An 18,041-nucleotide genomic window follows, 5' to 3' on the forward strand; every position below is an offset into this window, starting at 1 on the left:
CCTGTTCCCCGGCGAAAGCTGGGGTCCAGTTCCAAGCTCTGATCTGGGCCCCGGCCTTCGCCGGGTAACATGAACAGTCGCTACGGATCAGCGCACACAGCTATCAGTGTTTGTTCGGCAGATAAAAAAAGGGGCTCCGTGACAGGTCACGGAGCCCCTTTTTCGTGTCCCGCCTCAGGCCGCCAGGAACATGTCCGGGTCGAGCGCCATCAGCGCGTCGGCACCGCCCTCGATCTTGCGGCGGAGCGATCCTGCGTCGGGCATGATCCGCTCGGCAAAGAAGCGCGCCGTGACCAGCTTGGCTTCCAGGAACTTGGCATCGCCTTCGCCCGCTGCCAGCAGCGTCGCCGCTGCCTTGCTCATCCGCAGCCACATCAGGCCGGTCGCGACAATGCCCAGGATGTGCATATAATGATGCGCGCCGGCCCCGGCATTGTTCGGGTTCTTCATGGCATTCTGCATCAGCCACATGGTCGCCGCGCCCAGTTGCGCGCTCGCCTTCTCCAGCGATTCGGCAAAGGGGGCGAGCTTCTCATGCCCCTTGGCCTCGGCCACCTCGTCGGCCACGACCTTGAGGAAAGCCTGCAGCGCGCGGCCGCCATTCATGGCCAGTTTGCGGCCGACCAGATCCATCGCCTGCACGCCATTGGTGCCTTCGTAAATCTGAGCGATGCGCGCGTCGCGCACATACTGCTCGACGCCATTTTCCCAGATATAGCCATGGCCGCCAAACACCTGCTGGCAGGCGACGGCGATGTCGAAGCCGCGGTCGGTGCCATAGCCCTTGATCACCGGGGTCAGCAGCGACAGCATGTCGTCGGCCGCCTGCCGTTCTTCGGGGGTTTCGGCGTGATGCGACAGGTCGGCCTGGAGCGCGCCCCACAGGATGAGCGCGCGCAGCCCTTCGGTCATCGCCTTGGCTTCCATCAGCATGCGGCGCACGTCGGGATGGACGAACAGCGTGTCGGCCTTCTCTTCCGGCTCCTTGGGGCCGGTCAGCGCGCGGCCCTGCCGCCGGTCGCGGGCATAATGGACAGCATTCTGGAAGGCGATTTCCGCCTGACCCAAGCCTTGCAGGCCAACGCCCAGCCGCGCCGCGTTCATCATGATGAACATGGCGGCGAGGCCCTTATTCTCCTCGCCCACCATCCATCCGGTCGCGCCGTCATAATTCATGACGCAGGTCGCGTTACCGTGAATGCCCATCTTATGTTCGATCGACCCGCACGACACGGCGTTGCGATCGCCCAGCGATCCATCGTCATGCACCATCATCTTGGGCACGACGAACAGCGAAATGCCCTTGCTGCCTTCCGGCGCGTCCGGCGTCTTGGCGAGGACGAGGTGGATGATATTGTCCGACAGGTCATGCTCGCCCGCCGAAATGAAGATTTTGGTGCCGGTGATCGCATAGCTGCCATCGGCATTGGACACCGCCTTGGTCTTGATGAGGCCGAGGTCCGTGCCGCAATGCGGTTCGGTCAGGTTCATCGTGCCGGTCCATTCGCCCGACACCATCTTGGGAATGTAGCGCTGCTGCAATTCGTCGCTGCCCTTGGCGATCAGCGCGGCGACCGCACCGGCGGTCAGGCCGTGATACATTTCGAACGACTGGTTGGCCGACAGGACATATTCGTCCACCGCCGTCGCCAATACGCTGGGCAGGCCCTGGCCGCCAAATTCGACCGGGCCGTGGATGGTGGTCCAGCCGCCAGCGACGAACTGGTCGAACGCCGCTTTGAAGCCGGTCGGCGTGGTCACGCTGCCATCGGGGTGACGGGTGCAGCCTTCCTTGTCGCCCACGGCGTTGAGCGGGAACAGGACTTCGGCGGCCATCTTGCCGCCTTCGGTCAGGATCGCGTCGACGAGGTCAGGGGTGGCGTTCTCAAAGCCGGGCAGATTGGCATAGCGCTCCAGCCCGACCACATGGTCCAGCACGAAACGGGTGTCGCGAACGGGGGCGGTATAACTGGGCATGATCTTCTCCTGCGAATTTTTTATGAGAGGCGGTTGTTATTCAGTGGGCAATGGTGGCGACGAAGGCATCCAGTTCAGCGATGGCGGCGTCGATATCGTCCTTCTGCCGGTTGAGCAGGTCGATGCGCGCCATGCACTTGGCGACTGTCACGCGGCGCTGTTCCTCATGGGCTTCGTCGGCGTCGTAGAGGTCGATCATCTCGCGGATTTCGGTGAGGCTGAACCCCACCCGCTTGCCGCGCAAGATCCAGGCTAGCCGCGCCCGGTCGCGCCGCGAATAGATGCGCGACAGACCCTGCCGCTCCGGCGAGATCAACCCTTCATCCTCATAGAAGCGCAGCGCGCGCGCCGTGACGCCGAATTCTTCCGACAGGTCGGTGATGCTGTAGCTCTGCCGGTCGCTATGGTCGGGCAATTCGATGCCCGCGATGCTGCTGCGATTGTCCATGGAGGTAGAGATAATAGCACTTTACGTTTACGTCAAGGTGAGTGGGTGGGCTGGGACAATTTGTGTCGGTGACAGGTCGCCGATCATCGGTTAAGCGCGCAACGTGACCATGGGGGCAATCAGACGATCGGAGGGTGCGCGCGGCCTGCTGGCGGCGTTGGCGCTGCTCGTCCTCGCTATCCAGATGATCGTGCCGCCCGGCTTCATGCCTGTGCGCACGGCGCAAGGCGTCGTCGTGACGCTTTGTACCGGGCAAGGCGCGATCAATGTCGTGGTCGATCGCGACCAGGCACCGGGGCAGGGCGACCATCAACCCGATGACGCCATGGGCAGCCAGCAACATTGCCCCTTCGCCGCATCGGTTCAGCCGATCGTCCCGCCGCTGATCCTCGCCGATCTGGCGCTGCCCGCCTGGACGCTGGCTTTCGGTCCGATCGCCTTCGCGCTCAAGACCGGCCTGATCGCCCGCCTCGCCGCGCCACCCCCGCCTTCTTCCGGGCCTCCTACGACTTTCTGAATCCCGATTACCGGCTGCGCCTTTTTGTGCGCGGCCTTTTTGCGTCCTGTTCAGAAAGTCTATCCATGCGCCATCATTCCGGCCTGCGCAGCATATCGCTGTGCGCCCTCGCTTTGTGGTCCGCTCCTGCCTTTGCCGAAGAGGCGGACCAGAGCCGCATCATCGTCACTGCCAGCCCTATGATTGAAGCCGCGACCGCCCGCGTCCAGCGCACCCCAGGCGGCACCGATGTCGTCGCGGCCGACGCCTTCGAGGATAAGGTCGCCGTCTCGCTGCGCGATGCGCTTACCTTTTCGCCCGGCGTCTATACCCAACCCCGTTTCGGGCAGGAGGTCCGCATCTCGATCCGTGGATCGGGTCTGTCGCGTGGCTTCCACATGCGCGGCCTGACCCTGTTGCAGGACGGCATTCCACTCAACCTCGCCGATGATAATGGCGATTTTCAGGAACTTGATCCACAAGTCTTCCAGCATATTGAGGTCTATCGCGGCGGCAATGCGCTGCGCTTTGGCGGATCGACGCTGGGCGGCGCGATCAACGCCGTGACGCCGACGGGCCGCAGCGCGCCGGGCGTAGACCTGCGCGTCGACGGCGGCAGCTTCGACACGATCCGCACAAAGGCCGCCTATGGCTATGCCGACGAACGGGGCGACGCCTGGGCCGCGATCACCACGGATCGGTCGGATGGCGACCGCGACCATGGCAAGCGTCGATCCTATCGCTTCAACGGCAATGTCGGGGTCAAGATCAGCGAAAATGTCGAAACCCGCTTCTACGCCAGCGCCCAGAATATTCGTCAGAAGCTGTCCGGGTCGCTGTCCGAAAAATCAGTGCTGACTGATCCGACCAGGGGCAATTTCGTCGGCGATCAGGCGCGCGACATCGATTCGATCCGCCTGCAAAACCGCACCACCATCGCCCTTGCCAATGGCGCGCTCGCCTTCGGCCTCTTCTTCAACGCCAAGGATCTCTACCACCCGATCTTCCAGGTGATCGACCAGAAATCCGAGGATCGCGGGGCGTTCGCCAGTCTCGATCTGGCGGGCGATCTAGGCGGGATGCCGGTGGAAGTGACGCTCGGCAGCCAGGCGCGCTTCGGCAAGGTGACCGCGCGCCAGTTCGTCAATATCGCAGGGGATCGCGGTGCCCCAACTGCTTTGGTCCAGCAGCGCGCGCAGACGATCAACAGCTATGGCGAAGCGCGCATTGCCCCGACGCCGGGCCTGTGGCTGATCGGCGGCGGCCTCTACACCCATGGCGAGCGCCGCATCGACAACCGCTTCGCCCCGGCGCGCAGCGGCGACGCCAGCTTCGACGCCTTCGCCCCCAAGATCGGCCTGCTCTACGAGCCGAGCGAGACCGTGCAATTCTATGCCAATTACAGCCGCTCGGTCGAACTGCCGGGCTTTAGCGAACTCAGCCAAACGCCCGCAGGCGGTGCGCCCGGTTTCACGCCCGTCCGCGCGCAAAAGGCCTGGACGGCGGAGATCGGCACGCGCGGCCGGATCGGCATCGCGGCTTGGGACATCAGCCTCTACCGCGCCGACATCAGGGGGGAGATGCTGCAATATAGCGTGATCGCGGGCGTCATCCCTGCCGCCACTTTCAACGCCGACAAGACCCGGCATCAGGGTGTCGAGGCGGGCCTGCAACTGGCCTTTACCCCCTGGGCATCGCTGCGGCAGGTCTATCAATATAGCGATTTCCGCTTCCGCGACGATGCCGTCTATGGCGACAATCGCCTGCCGGTGGTCCCGCGCCATTTCTATCGCGCCGAATTGCGGCTGGGCACTGAGCGGATCAGCGTGTCGCCCTCGGTCGAATGGCTGCCGCAGGGGGCGTGGGTGGATTATGTCAACAGCAAGCGGGTCGGCCGCTATGCGCTGCTCAACCTCGGCGCGCAGGCGCAACTGCGCGACGGCGTGACCCTGTTCCTCGACGCGCGCAACCTGACGCAGAAGCGCGCCGTCGGCGACATCAGCGCGCTCGTCCGCTACGCCGCCGACAATATCGCCACCGCAGCGGATGAAGGCAGCGTCGCTTTCTATCCGCTCGAACGCCGCGCCATCTATGGCGGCGTGCGCGCGCGTTTCTAAAGCTCAGGGGGAGGACAGGATGATGACAGACGGTGCCTTCTATCGGGCGATGATGCGCTGGCATTTCTATGCCGGGATCATCGTCCTGCCGATCCTCGCGCTGATGGCGGTGACGGGCGCGCTCTATCTCTACAAGCCGGAGGTGGAGGCATTTCTCTATCCGGTCGAGATCGCCGCCAGGCCGGGCGTGCCTACGCTGACCCCCGCCCGCCTGATCGCTGCGGTCGAACAGGCCAGCGGCGAACAGGCGACCCAGATCACCCATCCCGCCAGCGCCACCCAAAGCTGGCGGGTGACGACCAAGGGTGCCGATGGCGTAGCCACCGTCCATTTCGTCGATCCGCATGACGGCCGCCTGCTGGGGGTCATGCAGGGCGGCGGTGTCATGAAGACGGTCAAGGATCTGCACAGCCTGGCGCTGACCGGTCCGGTCGGCAACCGGCTGGTCGAGGTGGTGGCGGGATGGGCGATCCTCCTGTGCATCACGGGCCTTTATCTGCGCTGGCCCCGGCGCGGCCAGCCTGCCATCGCCATAAGGGGCGGGGCGAAGGGGCGGCTCTTCTGGCGCGACCTGCATGGGACGCTGGGCTTCCTGTCGGCGGGCGTCATCCTGTTCCTGGCCATCACCGGCATGCCCTGGACGGATGTGTGGGGTGGGGGCCTGCGCGCCGTCGTCGCGGCGAATGACTGGGGTCGTCCGAAAATGGCGGTCATTCCCTGGACGGCGCCGGCCAAGGATGCAATCCCCTGGACCCTGCGCGAAGGTGGCGCGGCACAGGGCGCGGCGGGTGACATCGGGGTCGATGCGGTCGCGAGAATCGCGGCGAAGCGCGGGCTGGCAGGTGGCTATCAGCTCATCCTGCCTGCGTCCTCCGGCGCGCCCTATCTGGTGGCCAGCCTCGTCACGCGCGCCGACGACTCCCGTGCCATCACCATCGATGCGGCCAGCGGCGCGGTGGTGCAGGATATGGACTGGCGCATGTTCGGCCCCGGCGCAAAGGCGGTCGAATGGGGCATCGCCACCCATCAGGGCCAGCAATATGGCGAGGTCAACCGGCTGCTGATGCTGGCGGGCTGCCTGTGCCTGCTCGCCTTGTGCCTGACCGCGCCCGTCCTGTGGTGGAAGCGGCGCAAACAAGGACGGCTGACCGCACCGCCGCGCGCGACCGGCCAGTCGGAACGGGTCGTCGCCGCCACGATGCTGCTGCTGGGGGCGCTCTTCCCGCTGACCGGCCTCAGCATGGTCGTGGCACTGGCGGGCGAATGGCTGTTCGGGAAAATGCGCCCCGCCTGACGCCGCTTCCGTTTGGGGCACAGAGCGACTATGGGCAGCGGATGATCCGCCTTTCCGGCCTGAAACTGCCCCTCGACCATCCTGCCGAGGCGATGCCGCCTGCGATATGCGCGCGCCTTGGCCTGCAACCCGAAGAGCTGCGCGGGCATAGCCTCGTGCGGCGCGGCAATGATGCGCGGCGGCGCAGCGCGATCCAGCTCGTCTACACGCTCGACGTCGATGTCGCCGACGAAGCGGCCGTGCTGGCGCGCTTCGCCCATGACCATGATGTGCGGCCGACGCCCGACACAAGCTATGATTTCGTGACCCATGCGCCCGATGGCTGGCAGGGCAAGCGGCCGGTCGTGATCGGGGCGGGGCCATGCGGCCTGTTCGCCGGGCTGCTGCTGGCGCAGATGGGGTTCCGCCCGATCATCGTCGATCTGGGTAAGGTCGTGCGCGAGCGGACCAAGGATACCTGGGGCCTGTGGCGGCGCGGCGAGTTGAACCCCGACAGCAATGTCCAGTTCGGCGAAGGCGGGGCGGGCACCTTTTCCGACGGCAAACTTTATTGCCGGGTGAAAGATCCGCGTTTCCTGGGCCGCAAAGTGCTGGCGGAGTTCGTCGCGGCGGGCGCGCCTGACGATATATTGTGGGAAGCGCACCCCCATATCGGCACCTTCCGCCTCGTCACCATGGTCGAATCCATGCGCCGCCAGATCGAGGCGCTGGGCGGCGAATATCGCTGGCAGACGCGCGTCGATGATCTGGTGCTGGAGCGGCGGAGCGACGGCACGCAGCAATTGCGCGGTATCGTCCTTCAGGATGGCAGCGTGATCGAGAGCGATCATGTCGTGCTGGCAGTGGGGCATAGCGCGCGGCCGACCTTCACCATGCTCCATGGCCGGGGCGTGCATATCGAACCCAAGCCCTTTTCCATCGGCGTGCGCATCGAACATCCGCAAAGCTGGGTGGACAAGGCCCGCTATGGCAGTTGCGCGGGCCACCCGGACCTGGGCGCGGCGGCCTATAGCCTGGCGCATCATTGCGCCAATGGCCGCACCGTCTACAGCTTCTGTATGTGTCCGGGCGGCCGCGTCGTCGCCGCCACGTCGGAGGAAGGGCGCGTCGTCACCAATGGCATGAGCCAATATAGCCGCGCTGAGTTCAACGCCAATTCCGGGCTGGTCGTGGGCATCGACCCGGCGCGGGACTATCCGGACGGACCACTCGCTGGGATCGATTTTCAGCGCCATTGGGAATCGCAGGCCTATGTGGCGGGCGGCTCCACCTATTGGGCGCCGGGGCAGACCATCGGCGATTTCCTCGCCGGGCGTCCATCCACCTCCCTCGGATCGGTCACGCCGTCCTACAAGCCGGGCGTCACCCCGACCGACCTCTCGCACTGCCTGCCCGATTTCGTGGTCGAGGCGTTTCGCGAGGCGCTGCCCATATTCGGGCGGCAACTGGCGCAGTATGACCATCCCGACGCGGTGATGACGGGCGTCGAAACCCGCACATCATCGCCCATCCGCATCACCCGCGACAAGGATTTTCAAAGCCTCTCCGTCGCCGGCCTTTATCCGGCGGGCGAAGGCGCGGGCTATGCTGGCGGCATATTGTCCGCCGCGATTGACGGGATCAAGGTCGCCGAAGCGGTGGCGAAGGCGATCGTCGCCGCCTGACTTGGATCGGTCATCGCACCGTCATATCGCCGCCGCCTGACCGTCGCATCATCGTCATCGCCCGGTCGCCACCCTGTCATCGCAGGCGGCTAGATAGGGTGTCATGCTGACCCATATCGACCGCTGCATCCGCATTTCCCCGGCCGACAAGGCCCGGTTGCGCCTGCTCTTCCTCGCCAAACATGCCCGCGCATCCGGCCAGTCCGATGCGGTCGATGGCAACCACGCCCTCTATCATCATGAGATGCGATCGACGCTGGAGGCGATCGGCCTGCATGTTCGCGTCGCCGACAGCTATGAAGCGCTGTTCGACCGGCCCGATGTCGATTTCGTGGTCACCCTGCTCAATCGCGGCGGCTTCCAGAATAGCGAGATGCTCGCGCCCTTGTTGCTCAGCTGGCGCGCCATGCCGCATATGGGCGCAAGCCCCATATTGCGCGGCGTGTCCGACGACAAATATCTCTCCAAGCTGATCGCGCAGGCGCATGGCGTGCCGACCATGGCGGCGCAGGTCTTTCGGCGCGGCGGCCTGCCCGCGCAGCCCGGCTTTGCGGCCGAACGGCTGGTGGTCAAGCCCAACGCTTCCTCCGCCTCCTGGGGGCTGGCGATGGTCGATAGCTGGGACGAGGCGCTCGCCCATGTCGATCATCTCCAGGCCTTGGGCCATGACGCGCTGGTCGAAGCCTGGGCACCCTTGCTTGACATCGCCGTCCCGGTGGTGGGCGGCAGCGGCGGCCAGCCATGGATATTGCCGCCGATGATGTATGTACCCACCGACCCCCATCGCGCGCGCAGCCATGAAGAAAAGCGCGGCCTGATCGACGCGGGCGATGATCCGCTGGTGCTGGTCGAGGATCGCGACCTGCTCGCCCGGCTCGACGACCTGACCCGCCGCCTGCTGCCCGAATTATGGCCGTTCGACTATGGCCGGTTCGAGTTCCGCTATGATCCGGCGACCGGCGCGGTGCAGTTCATGGAAGTGAATCTGTCCTGCAACCTCTGGTCGAAAAAGACCATTTCGCGCTCGGCTGCGTCGATCGGCGTCGATCATCAGACGCTGGTGGAAACCATCATCGGCCATAGCCTCGAACGGCAGGGTCTGCTGACCGAAGTGCCGATGCGGGTCGCGGCCTGATGGGCGGGCGCACCACCGCGCTGGTGCTGGCGGGCAAGCGCGACGGCGCGACCGATCCGCTCGCGCTGGAAGCGGGCGTCACCCATAAATGCCTGGTGCCGGTGCTGGATCAGCCGATGCTGGTCCATGTCATCGACGCGCTGGCGGCGAGTGAGCGGATCGGCGAAATCCGTGTCGCGATCGAGGAACCGGACGTGCTGGCGGGTCTGCCGCAACTGCGCGGTCTGATCGCCAGCGGACGGCTGGTGGCGATCGGCGCGCGGCCCAATCTGGTGGATTCGGTGCTGGCGGCGGCCGACGGCGCGCGCTTTCCGCTGCTCATCACCACCGCCGACAATGTGCTGCTGACCCCGCCCGCCATCGCCGAAATGCTGGATGGCTGCGTGGCCGAGGGCGCAGATGCCGCCGTTGCCTTCGCCCGGCGCGCATCGGTGCTGGCCGCCCACCCGGAGGGGCAGCGCAAATTCTACGCCTTTGCCGATGACAGCTATTCCAACTGCAACAGCTATTGGCTCAAGGACAAAGCCGCACTGGCCGCCGCCGAAACCTTCCGGTCGGGCGGCCAGTTCGTCAAGCATCCGCTGCGCATCATCGGGGCTTTCGGTCTGCTCAACCTCCTGCGTTTCCGCTTCGGTATCGGTACGCTGGCGGCGACCTTTGCCCGCTTTTCGCGCCGCTTCCGCCTGACCATCGCGCCGGTGATCCTGTCCGATGGCGCGGTCGCGATCGACGTCGACAACGCCCGCACGCGCGGGGTCGCGAGCGAGGTGCTTGGTCGCCGCGTCACCATCGCCCAGGCTGCGGAATAGAATTTGCCCACGCTGCGCGCGTTGCCCGGTCGGGGCGACAATGACCTGCTTACCGCCTATCGCGCGGGGCTGACCCGGCACTGGCCGATGCGTCGGCACCTGCTGGCGCGCTTGCTCGCGGGGGCCGGGCAGGGCGGCTGGACCCCGGCCGAGCGGCATCTCCTCTCTGATGCGGTGCGGCAGCGGGGGCTCAGCATGCGCGACCGCAAGGGGCTGCACCGGCTGCTCAATCCGGGGGCCTTTCCCTTCACCACCAATCCGCTGAAGAACAAGCAGCTCTTCGCGCAGGTCGCACAGGCGGCGGGGCTGACGATCGCGCCCGCCTGCAATCCCGATAGCGACGATCTGGCCGCCTGGTTGGCAGCCGAGCGCGACATTATCGCCAAGCCCAGTTTCCGTTCGAAGGGCCAGGGGGTCGAGCGTTTCTGGCGGGGCGAGACCTGGCGTGGCTGTGATGGCCCGATCGGCGACGACCTGCTGCGGGCGCGGCTGCTGCGGGTCTGGCGCGAGGGCGGCGTGATCCAGCGCCGCCTGCCGACCCATGCGGCGCTTGTCGATCTGTCGCCCGGCGCGCTGCCGACCTTGCGCGTGATGACATGCCTTGATGAGGATGGCGTGCCCGAAGCCTGCGGCCTCGCGCTGCGGCTGTCGGCCGGGGGCATCCGTCCGGTCGATAATTTCAACGCAGGCAATCTCGTGTTGGGCGTCGATGCCGCCGGGCGCTGCGGTCCCGCCTGGCTTGGCGGCGGTGCAGGTGCGCCCAGCGTCCATGTGCACCACCCCAAGACAGGCGCGCCGATCGAGGGCTTTATCCTACCCGACCTGCCTGCCGCGATCGCGCTGGCGCTGGACGCGCATCACGTCTTTCGCACCGGCTTCACGGTGATCGGCTGGGATGTCGGCCTGACCGACGCCGGGCCTATGCTGGTGGAGGGCAATTGGAACCCCGGCACCGACATCCTGCAACTGGTGGAGGGACGCGGGGTCGCGGACATGCGGCTGGGCGCGCTCTATCGCCATCATCTCGACCGACTGCCCGCGCAAGCCTGGTGCGCCGCCCGCGCGATAGAATGGGACCGGCGGCGGGCGTGATCTGCGTCTATGTCCACGCGCTGGTCGCGACCGGCGTGGTCCGCAACGCCCGGCTGATCGCCGCCGATCTCGCCGCGCAGGGGCACGAGGTGCAACTGGTCACCGCGCTACCGGGCGGGGAAGGGGTGCCGGGCGCCGTCCATCACGCCCTGCTGCCTCGCGCAGGCCGATCGCGCCTGTGGGAAAAGCTGCGCGCCGCTTGGGCCTTGCGCGGCTATCTGCGTGCCACCCGCCCGGCGCTGCTGATCTCGGCGGGCAATCACGGCCATGGCACCGTCTGGGCGGGCAGTCGCGGCGCGCGGGGCGTGGAGCGCGTCTATCGCATCAGCAACGACATCATGCGCGCCATCCCCGGCGCGCCATCGGGCGGCATCAGGCGCTGGGGCCGCGCCGCCATGGCGCGGTTGATCGCTGCCGATGTCGCGCATCTGGTGCTGGTATCGCCGACGCTGGCCGACACCCCGGCCTTTCACGCAGCAGCGCGCGCAGGGCGCGTGACGGTGATCGCCAACGGGATCGATGCCGCCGCCGCGCGCCAACATATTGGTGACACGGCTCCGCACCCCTGGTTTGGTGGCCCTGTGCCGGTGATCCTCGCCATCGGCCGCCTCGCCTCGCAAAAGAATTTCGCGACCCTGCTCGCCGCCTTTGCCGATCTGCGCGCGACCCGGCCTGCGCGCCTCATCATCCTGGGCGAAAGCCGCGACGATGCCTGCACGCGGTTGCGCGCCCAAGCCACGGCGCTCGGCATTGCCGACGATCTGGCGCTGCCCGGCACGGTCGCCAATGTCTTTCCCTGGCTGGCGCGCTGCGACGCCTTCGTGCTGCCCTCCTGGTGGGAAGGCTCGGCCAATGTGCTGCTGGAGGCGATGGCGGTGAATGCGCCCTGCGTCGCGTCGCGCAGCGCGGGCAATGCGGCGCATTTGCTCGACGGTGGAAACGACGGCCTGCTGGTCGATCCGGCCGATCCGCCCGCCATGGCCGATGCGCTGGCGCGTCAGATCGACCCGGCGACACGCCTCCGCCCCGGCGACCGGATCAAGGCTTTTGGTCTGGAGGCGGTATCCAAAGGGTGGCGTGATCTCGTCAATCACCTGCTCGCCGGGCGATCCTGACCGCCCGGCGACAGCGCAATCAGGCGGCGTCCTGCGCCAGTGCCGCAATATGCCCCAGCACCATCTCCGCATGTTCCTGCCGACAGATGAGCAGGTCGGGCAGATAGACGTCGCGCTGATTATACACCAGCGGACTGCCATCGATGCGGCTGGCATGCAGCCCATGCGCCAGCGCGACGGCGGCAGGGGCCATGCTGTCCCACTCATATTGGCCGCCCGAATGGAGATAGATGTCGGCCTGACCCAATATGATCGCCATCGCCTTCGCCCCGGCCGATCCCATCGGCACCAGTTCCGCCTCCAGCGTCTGCGCGATCGCCACCGCTTCGGCGGCAGGCCGCGTGCGCGACACCACCATGCGCAGCTTTTCCGGCGCAGACGGCACGGTGCGCGGTTCATCCGTCCGCAGCACGACGCCGCCCTCATACCCCGGCAATGCCACCGCACCGATCACCGGCGCGCCGTCGATCGCCAGCCCGACATGCACCGCCCAGTCGGCCCGCGCCTCGCCATATTCGCGCGTGCCATCGACCGGATCGACGATCCAGACACGCGACTGGGCGAGCCGGTCGTCATTGTCCTTCTCTTCTTCGGACAGCAAACCATCCTCGCCCCGCACTTCGCGCAGCGCGTGGCACAGAAACTGGTTGGCGGTCTGGTCGCCCGCCTTGCCCAGTGCCTTGGCACCGAACACCCCGGACTCGCGGACCTCGACCAGGATGCGCCCAGCCACTTCTGCCAGATGGGCGGCCAGCGCCGCGTCGCTCATCCCGGTCATGGGATCAGCCGCGCGACGATGGCATCGGCCGCTTCTTCCGCTGTCATGGTCAGCGTGTCGATATGGATTTCGGGGTCCACCGGCGCTTCATAGGGGCTGTCGATCCCGGTGAAATTCTTGAGATCCCCGGCCCGCGCCTTCTTGTACAGGCCCTTGACGTCGCGCTTCTCCGCTTCGGCGAGCGACGTGTCGATATGGACCTCGAAAAACTCGCCCGGCTGCATCATCTGCCGCACCATGTCGCGTTCCGATCGGAAGGGTGAGATGAAGGCGGTGATGACGATCAACCCCGCGTCGGTCATCAGCTTGGCGACTTCGCCCACGCGGCGGATATTTTCCACCCGGTCGGCGTCGGTAAAGCCCAGATCCTTGTTAAGGCCATGCCGCACATTGTCGCCATCCAGCAAATAAGTGTGCCGGTTCATCCGCGCCAGCCGCTTTTCGACCAGATTGGCGATGGTCGACTTGCCCGCGCCTGAAAGCCCGGTGAACCACAGCACGGCGGGCTTCTGGTTCTTGAGGTTCGCATGGAAATCGCGCGACACGTCGGTCGATTGCCAATGGACATTCTGTGCCCGGCGCAGCGAGAAATGCAGCATGCCCGCTGCGACGGTGGCATTGCTGATCTTGTCGATCAGGATGAAGCCGCCCAGCGTCCGGTTCTGTTCATAGGGCTCGAACACGATCTGCTTGTCGGTCGACAAGTTGGCGACACCGATGGCGTTCAATTCCAGCGTCTTGGCCGCCAGATGTTCCATCGTGTTGACGTTGACCTGATATTTGGGCTGCTGGACGGTCGCGGTGACCATCTGCGTGCCGATCTTGAGCCAGTAGGATCGGCCTGGCAGCATTTCCTCGTCCGCCATCCACACGATGGTCGCTTCGAACTGGTCGGCGGCCTGGGGCGGATTGTCAGCGAGCGCAATGACGTCGCCGCGCGAACAGTCGATCTCGTCGGCGAAGCAGAGCGTGACCGACTGGCCCGCGACGGCTTCGTCGAGGTCGCCGTCCAGCGTGACGATGCGGCTGATGGTCGACGTCTTGCCCGATGGCAGAACGCGGATCGCGTCGCCCGGCTTGACCGTGCCGGTCGCAATCAGGCCGGAAAAGCCACGGAAGTCGAGATTGGGGCGGTTGACCCACTGTACCGGCATGCGGAACGGCTTTTCCGCGTCGGTCGCGCTGTTGACCTCGACCGTCTCCAGATGCTCGATCAGTGCCGGGCCAGTATACCAGGGCGTATTTTCCGACGGGCCGGTGATATTGTCGCCCTTGAACCCGGAAATCGGCATCGGCGTGAACGCCGTGATGCCGATCGACTTGGCAAACTCGATATAGTCAGCGACGATCGTGTCGAACACGCTCTGGTCATAGCCGACCAGATCCATCTTGTTCACGGCCAGCACGATGTTGCGGATGCCGATCAGGTGGGCGAGATAGCTGTGGCGGCGCGTCTGGGTCAGGATGCCCTTGCGCGCGTCGATCAGGATGACGGCGAGGTCGGCGGTGGACGCACCCGTCACCATGTTGCGGGTATATTGTTCGTGGCCGGGCGTGTCGGCGACAATGAACTTGCGCTTTTCGGTGGCGAAGAAGCGATAGGCGACGTCGATCGTGATACCCTGTTCGCGCTCGGCGGCGAGGCCATCGACCAGGAGGGCGAAGTCGATCTCCTGCCCCTGCGTCCCCATCTTCTTGCTGTCGGCGGTCAGCGCTTCGAGCTGATCCTCGAAGATCATCTTGCTGTCATAGAGCAGGCGGCCGATCAGCGTCGACTTGCCGTCATCCACCGATCCGCAGGTGATGAAGCGCAGCATCGTCTTATGCTCATGCACCTTGAGATAGGCGTCGATATCCTCGGCAATGAGGGCGTCGGTCTTGTAGATGGGGTCTGTGAGGGTGTCGGTCATATCGCTACCTCGTCATCCCAGCGAAGGCTGGGATCTCGTTGATCTTGGTGAAGAATAAGGTGGCCTGAGGCCCCAGCTTTCGCTGGGGTTGACGCTTCGGAACGCTGCGCATTCCGTGGCGCGTCAAAAGTACCCTTCCTGCTTCTTCTTCTCCATGCCGGCCCCGCCCGCATCCTTGTCGATCGCGCGGCCCTGGCGTTCGGACGTGGTGGTCAGCAGCATTTCCTGGATCACCTCCGGCAAGGTCGCCGCCTCGCTCTCCACCGCGCCGGTCAGCGGGTAGCAGCCCAGCGTCCGGAAGCGGATCGAGCGGTCGACCGGCACTTCGCCGGGTTCGAGCGGGAAGCGATCGTCATCGACCATCAGCAACATGCCGTCGCGCTCCACCGTCGGGCGCTTGGCCGCGAAATAGAGCGGCACGATCGGCACATCGTTCAGATGGATATATTGCCAGATGTCCAGCTCGGTCCAGTTGCTGATCGGGAATATGCGGATGCTCTCGCCCTTATTCTTGCGCGCATTATAGAGGTTCCACAATTCGGGCCGCTGGTTTTTCGGATCCCAACCATGGCTGGCGGTGCGGAAGGAGAAGATGCGCTCCTTGGCGCGGCTCTTTTCCTCGTCGCGCCGCGCGCCGCCAAATGCCGCATCGAAACCATAGAGGTTGAGCGCCTGCTTCAATCCTTCGGTCTTCCACATGTCGGTGTGCAGCGCGCCATGATCGAACGGGTTGATGCCGCGATCCATGGCTTCCTGATTGCGATAGACCAGCAGTTCCATGCCGCTTTCCTGCGCCATCCGGTCACGCAGCTTGTACATTTCCTGGAATTTCCAGGTGGTATCGACATGCAGCAGCGGGAAGGGCGGGGGCGATGGGTAGAAGGCCTTGCGCGCGAGATGCAGCATCACCGCGCTGTCCTTGCCGACGGAATAGAGCATCACCGGCTTCTCCGCCTCCGACACCACTTCCCGCAGGATGTGGATGCTCTCGGCTTCGAGTCGCTCCAAATGGGTCAGGGTTTTTGCGTCCACCATGCAATCCTCGCAATCTTTGTGCGTCATCCTATGGCAGGACGCACGAATCGATGGACCTCCCAAATGGGAGGGTATAGCAATGGCCGATGCGATTGGACGATAGTGGCCTGCTGACGGCTCTGCATGAAGGGATGTTCCAGCAACCCTTGTGGCAGGATTTCCTTGAACGGCTGCGCCAGCGAACGGGCGCGGTCTACACCACCTTGGTCTTCCGCCCCATCGACGAGGATGCGATCGTCGAGCTGCACGCCGGGCCGCCGCCGCCCGCGCATATCCATAATCTGTTCGTGGAAAAATATAGGCGCGACCCCTTTCCCTATCGCCATATGCGCGAGGGGCGGGTCTATGCGCTGGCCGAACTGATCGAGGCGGATAATGTCGTCCATCAATCCTTCCTGACCGACCTGATGGTGCCGCAGGGGATGAGCGACATGCGTTCCGTCCGCGTGACCGAGCCGAGCGGTGTCGATGCCTGGCTCAGCTGTGCGGGCGGGCGCTCAATCGGCCCGGCGGTCGGCGCTCTGCTGACCGCACTCGCGCCGCATCTGCGCATTGCGTTGCGGGCTTTCGTCGCGCTGGAGCGCGAGAAATTGCGATCGACCCTGACATCCGAAGCGTTCGGCCGCCTGAATTTCGGCTGGCTGACGCTGGACGCGCGCTGCCGCATCGTCGACATGACGGCCCATGTCGAACAATTGTTCCAGCGCACCAGCCTGTTGCGGCGCGGCCGCTACGACCGGCTGACCCCGGCGTCGCCCGCGCTGGATCGCGAACTGACCGCCCTCATCAAGCATTTCGCCGCTGATCCCGACGCCCGGCCCAAGGCGCTGAACCTGAGCCGTGACCCCTGGATGGACATGCTGGTCGCGCCGATGCGGGGTGGGTCGGTCGCGACCGGATCGACTCCTGTCGCCATCGCCTATCTCAGCGGCGATCGCTGGTCGCAGGCCGACCGCTGCGATCAGCTGGTCGATCTGTTCGGCCTGCTGCCCAGTGAAGCGCGGCTCGCCTGGGTCATCGCGCAAGGCATCCCGATCAGCGACGCGGCGGAGACGCTCGGCCTGACGGTGGAAACCGCGCGCAACTATTCCAAGCGCATCTACGCCAAGACGGGTGCGCGGGGGCAGGCGGAATTGGTGCGGATCGTCCTGACCAGCGTGCTGGCTATCGCCTAGGCGATCAGACGCCAGCCCGCGATGATCAACACGATCGCCAGCAGCGGCTGCAGCACTTTTTCAGGCACTTTGGACGCCAGCATCGATCCGATGATGATGCCGGGGATCGACCCGATCAGCAGGTTGAGCAGCAGCATCCCGTTGAAATTGCCGATCCACAAATGGCCGATGCCCGCGACCAGCGTTAGTGGCACGGCATGGACGATATCGGTCGCGATCAGCTTCTGCAGCCGCATCCGCAACGGATAGAGCAGCAGCAGCAAAGTCGCCCCCAGCGCACCCGCTCCGACCGAGGTCAGCGTGACCATGATGCCGAGCGCGGCCCCCGCCACGACGGTCAGCCCCGCCTGATAGCGCAGGAAACGGCTGGCAGTGTCAGTCCGGGCATGGACCGCCCAATGGTGGAACCGACCGCGGAACAGGGTGGCGATGGCGGTAAAGATCAACACGATGCCCAGGGCCGTCATGATGAAGCCGCTCTTCACCTGATGCGTATCGACCTGCGACAACAGCAATAATACGATGACCGCGGCAGGCAGGCTGCCGATGCACAGGCGGCGGATGACCTCATAGTCGGGGCCACCTTCCGCCCCGCCATGGCGATGATGGACGACCCCGCCCACCGCTTTGGTGATCGCTGCGAACCAAAGGTCCGTGCCGACGGCGGTGACCGGGGCGACGCCGAACAGCAGGATCAGGATCGGTGCCATCAGCGACCCGCCACCCACGCCGGTCATGCCCACCATGACACCAACGAACAGCCCGGCGACCGCGTGCAACCAATCCATTCCATTCCCCCGACATGGCAGCCGCGATGTTTTCACGCCCCATCGCCAAAGCCATATCCATAGGCGAAGGCCGCGAACAGCCTTTTTTGCGGGAAGCAGGTTGCGCCTTGGCACCGATGTTCCATCGGCACCGCCAGAAAGCGCGTGTCACAGACCTTTAAGATGCCCGATGTCGATTTGCGCGCCTCTATTCACGAGATGAGGCGGG

General features: G+C 65.3%; 15 protein-coding genes. 9 read left to right on the forward strand and 6 right to left on the reverse strand.

Translation table 11 applies throughout. The features are described 5' to 3' along the window. Window positions 1–174: 174 nt before the first annotated feature. Complete coding sequence (locus ACZ2HM_RS00390) at window positions 175–1,977, reverse strand: acyl-CoA dehydrogenase C-terminal domain-containing protein (RefSeq protein WP_470425906.1); 1,803 nt, start codon at window positions 1,975–1,977, stop codon at window positions 175–177. Window positions 1,978–2,017: 40 nt separating this feature from the next. Continuing rightward, window positions 2,018–2,425 (reverse strand): MerR family transcriptional regulator, encoded by a 408-nt coding sequence (locus ACZ2HM_RS00395; protein WP_470425907.1) that lies wholly within the window; start codon window positions 2,423–2,425, stop codon window positions 2,018–2,020. Between the two features lie 109 nt (window positions 2,426–2,534). Between ACZ2HM_RS00395 and ACZ2HM_RS00400 the strand changes: the two genes are divergently transcribed. The 8 genes from ACZ2HM_RS00400 to ACZ2HM_RS00435 all read left to right on the forward strand — a co-directional run bounded on the left by ACZ2HM_RS00400 (window position 2,535) and on the right by ACZ2HM_RS00435 (window position 12,147). Beyond that, window positions 2,535–2,942 carry a DUF2946 family protein gene (locus ACZ2HM_RS00400; RefSeq protein ID WP_470426887.1) on the forward strand — a complete coding sequence of 136 codons (408 nt, stop codon included), beginning with the start codon at window positions 2,535–2,537 and terminating at the stop codon, window positions 2,940–2,942. A gap of 65 nt (window positions 2,943–3,007) precedes the next feature. Next, on the forward strand, window positions 3,008–5,038 hold the full coding sequence (locus ACZ2HM_RS00405; RefSeq protein ID WP_470425908.1) for a TonB-dependent receptor family protein: 2,031 nt from the start codon (window positions 3,008–3,010) through the stop codon (window positions 5,036–5,038). 22 nt (window positions 5,039–5,060) lie between these two features. Continuing rightward, window positions 5,061–6,332, forward strand: a complete 1,272-nt coding sequence (locus ACZ2HM_RS00410; protein WP_470426888.1) for a PepSY-associated TM helix domain-containing protein — start codon at window positions 5,061–5,063, stop codon at window positions 6,330–6,332. Between the two features lie 41 nt (window positions 6,333–6,373). Next, a complete protein-coding gene (locus tag ACZ2HM_RS00415; protein WP_470425909.1) occupies window positions 6,374–7,996 on the forward strand; it encodes an NAD(P)/FAD-dependent oxidoreductase in 1,623 nt (540 codons plus the stop codon). Between the two features lie 103 nt (window positions 7,997–8,099). Continuing rightward, window positions 8,100–9,131, forward strand: a complete 1,032-nt coding sequence (locus tag ACZ2HM_RS00420; protein ID WP_037476640.1) for a D-alanine--D-alanine ligase family protein — start codon at window positions 8,100–8,102, stop codon at window positions 9,129–9,131. Next, window positions 9,131–9,940, forward strand: a complete 810-nt coding sequence (locus ACZ2HM_RS00425; protein WP_313924657.1) for an NTP transferase domain-containing protein — start codon at window positions 9,131–9,133, stop codon at window positions 9,938–9,940. The genes ACZ2HM_RS00420 and ACZ2HM_RS00425 overlap by 1 nt, the downstream gene beginning before the upstream one ends. Window positions 9,941–9,943: 3 nt before the next feature. After that, entirely contained in the window at window positions 9,944–11,032 is a 1,089-nt protein-coding gene (locus tag ACZ2HM_RS00430; protein ID WP_470425910.1) for a sugar-transfer associated ATP-grasp domain-containing protein, read from the forward strand. Next, the gene (locus ACZ2HM_RS00435; protein ID WP_470425911.1) at window positions 11,029–12,147 is read left to right on the forward strand and encodes a glycosyltransferase; all 1,119 of its coding nucleotides are present in this window, start codon (window positions 11,029–11,031) and stop codon (window positions 12,145–12,147) included. Before ACZ2HM_RS00430 ends, ACZ2HM_RS00435 begins: the two co-directional genes overlap by 4 nt. A gap of 19 nt (window positions 12,148–12,166) precedes the next feature. Here ACZ2HM_RS00435 and ACZ2HM_RS00440 read toward each other — a convergent pair whose 3' ends face one another. The 3 genes from ACZ2HM_RS00440 to cysD form a co-directional block, all read right to left on the reverse strand. Next, entirely contained in the window at window positions 12,167–12,916 is a 750-nt protein-coding gene (locus ACZ2HM_RS00440) for a 3'(2'),5'-bisphosphate nucleotidase CysQ (RefSeq protein ID WP_470426889.1), read from the reverse strand. A gap of 5 nt (window positions 12,917–12,921) precedes the next feature. Beyond that, a complete protein-coding gene (gene cysN / locus ACZ2HM_RS00445; RefSeq protein ID WP_470425912.1) occupies window positions 12,922–14,835 on the reverse strand; it encodes a sulfate adenylyltransferase subunit CysN in 1,914 nt (637 codons plus the stop codon). A 123-nt stretch (window positions 14,836–14,958) separates the two neighbouring features. Further along, window positions 14,959–15,870: a sulfate adenylyltransferase subunit CysD gene (cysD, locus tag ACZ2HM_RS00450; protein ID WP_037478815.1), complete on the reverse strand. Its 912-nt coding sequence runs from the start codon at window positions 15,868–15,870 to the stop codon at window positions 14,959–14,961. Window positions 15,871–15,956: 86 nt separating this feature from the next. On the opposite strand from cysD, the gene ACZ2HM_RS00455 reads away from it, so the two are divergent. Then, entirely contained in the window at window positions 15,957–17,045 is a 1,089-nt protein-coding gene (locus tag ACZ2HM_RS00455; RefSeq protein ID WP_037476645.1) for a helix-turn-helix transcriptional regulator, read from the forward strand. Here ACZ2HM_RS00455 and ACZ2HM_RS00460 read toward each other — a convergent pair. Continuing rightward, window positions 17,042–17,833, reverse strand: coding sequence for a sulfite exporter TauE/SafE family protein (locus ACZ2HM_RS00460; RefSeq protein ID WP_069065113.1), 792 nt, complete (start codon window positions 17,831–17,833; stop codon window positions 17,042–17,044). The two genes, ACZ2HM_RS00455 and ACZ2HM_RS00460, sit on opposite strands and share 4 nt — an antisense overlap. Window positions 17,834–18,041 lie beyond the last annotated feature (208 nt).

Source organism: Sphingobium sp. KKT206 (genome assembly GCF_055640555.1).

Bases quoted from the DNA above. Each gene is read 5' to 3' on its own strand.
- ACZ2HM_RS00390 (WP_470425906.1), bottom strand. From the start codon at position 1,977: ATGCCCAGTTATACCGCCCCCGTTCGCGACACCCGTTTCGTGCTGGAC.
- ACZ2HM_RS00395 (WP_470425907.1), bottom strand. From the start codon at position 2,425: ATGGACAATCGCAGCAGCATCGCGGGCATCGAATTGCCCGACCATAGC.
- ACZ2HM_RS00400 (WP_470426887.1), top strand. From the start codon at position 2,535: ATGGGGGCAATCAGACGATCGGAGGGTGCGCGCGGCCTGCTGGCGGCG.
- ACZ2HM_RS00405 (WP_470425908.1), top strand. From the start codon at position 3,008: ATGCGCCATCATTCCGGCCTGCGCAGCATATCGCTGTGCGCCCTCGCT.
- ACZ2HM_RS00410 (WP_470426888.1), top strand. From the start codon at position 5,061: ATGACAGACGGTGCCTTCTATCGGGCGATGATGCGCTGGCATTTCTAT.
- ACZ2HM_RS00415 (WP_470425909.1), top strand. From the start codon at position 6,374: ATGATCCGCCTTTCCGGCCTGAAACTGCCCCTCGACCATCCTGCCGAG.
- ACZ2HM_RS00420 (WP_037476640.1), top strand. From the start codon at position 8,100: ATGCTGACCCATATCGACCGCTGCATCCGCATTTCCCCGGCCGACAAG.
- ACZ2HM_RS00425 (WP_313924657.1), top strand. From the start codon at position 9,131: ATGGGCGGGCGCACCACCGCGCTGGTGCTGGCGGGCAAGCGCGACGGC.
- ACZ2HM_RS00440 (WP_470426889.1), bottom strand. From the start codon at position 12,916: ATGAGCGACGCGGCGCTGGCCGCCCATCTGGCAGAAGTGGCTGGGCGC.
- cysN (WP_470425912.1), bottom strand. From the start codon at position 14,835: ATGACCGACACCCTCACAGACCCCATCTACAAGACCGACGCCCTCATT.
- cysD (WP_037478815.1), bottom strand. From the start codon at position 15,870: ATGGTGGACGCAAAAACCCTGACCCATTTGGAGCGACTCGAAGCCGAG.
- ACZ2HM_RS00455 (WP_037476645.1), top strand. From the start codon at position 15,957: ATGCGATTGGACGATAGTGGCCTGCTGACGGCTCTGCATGAAGGGATG.
- ACZ2HM_RS00460 (WP_069065113.1), bottom strand. From the start codon at position 17,833: ATGGATTGGTTGCACGCGGTCGCCGGGCTGTTCGTTGGTGTCATGGTG.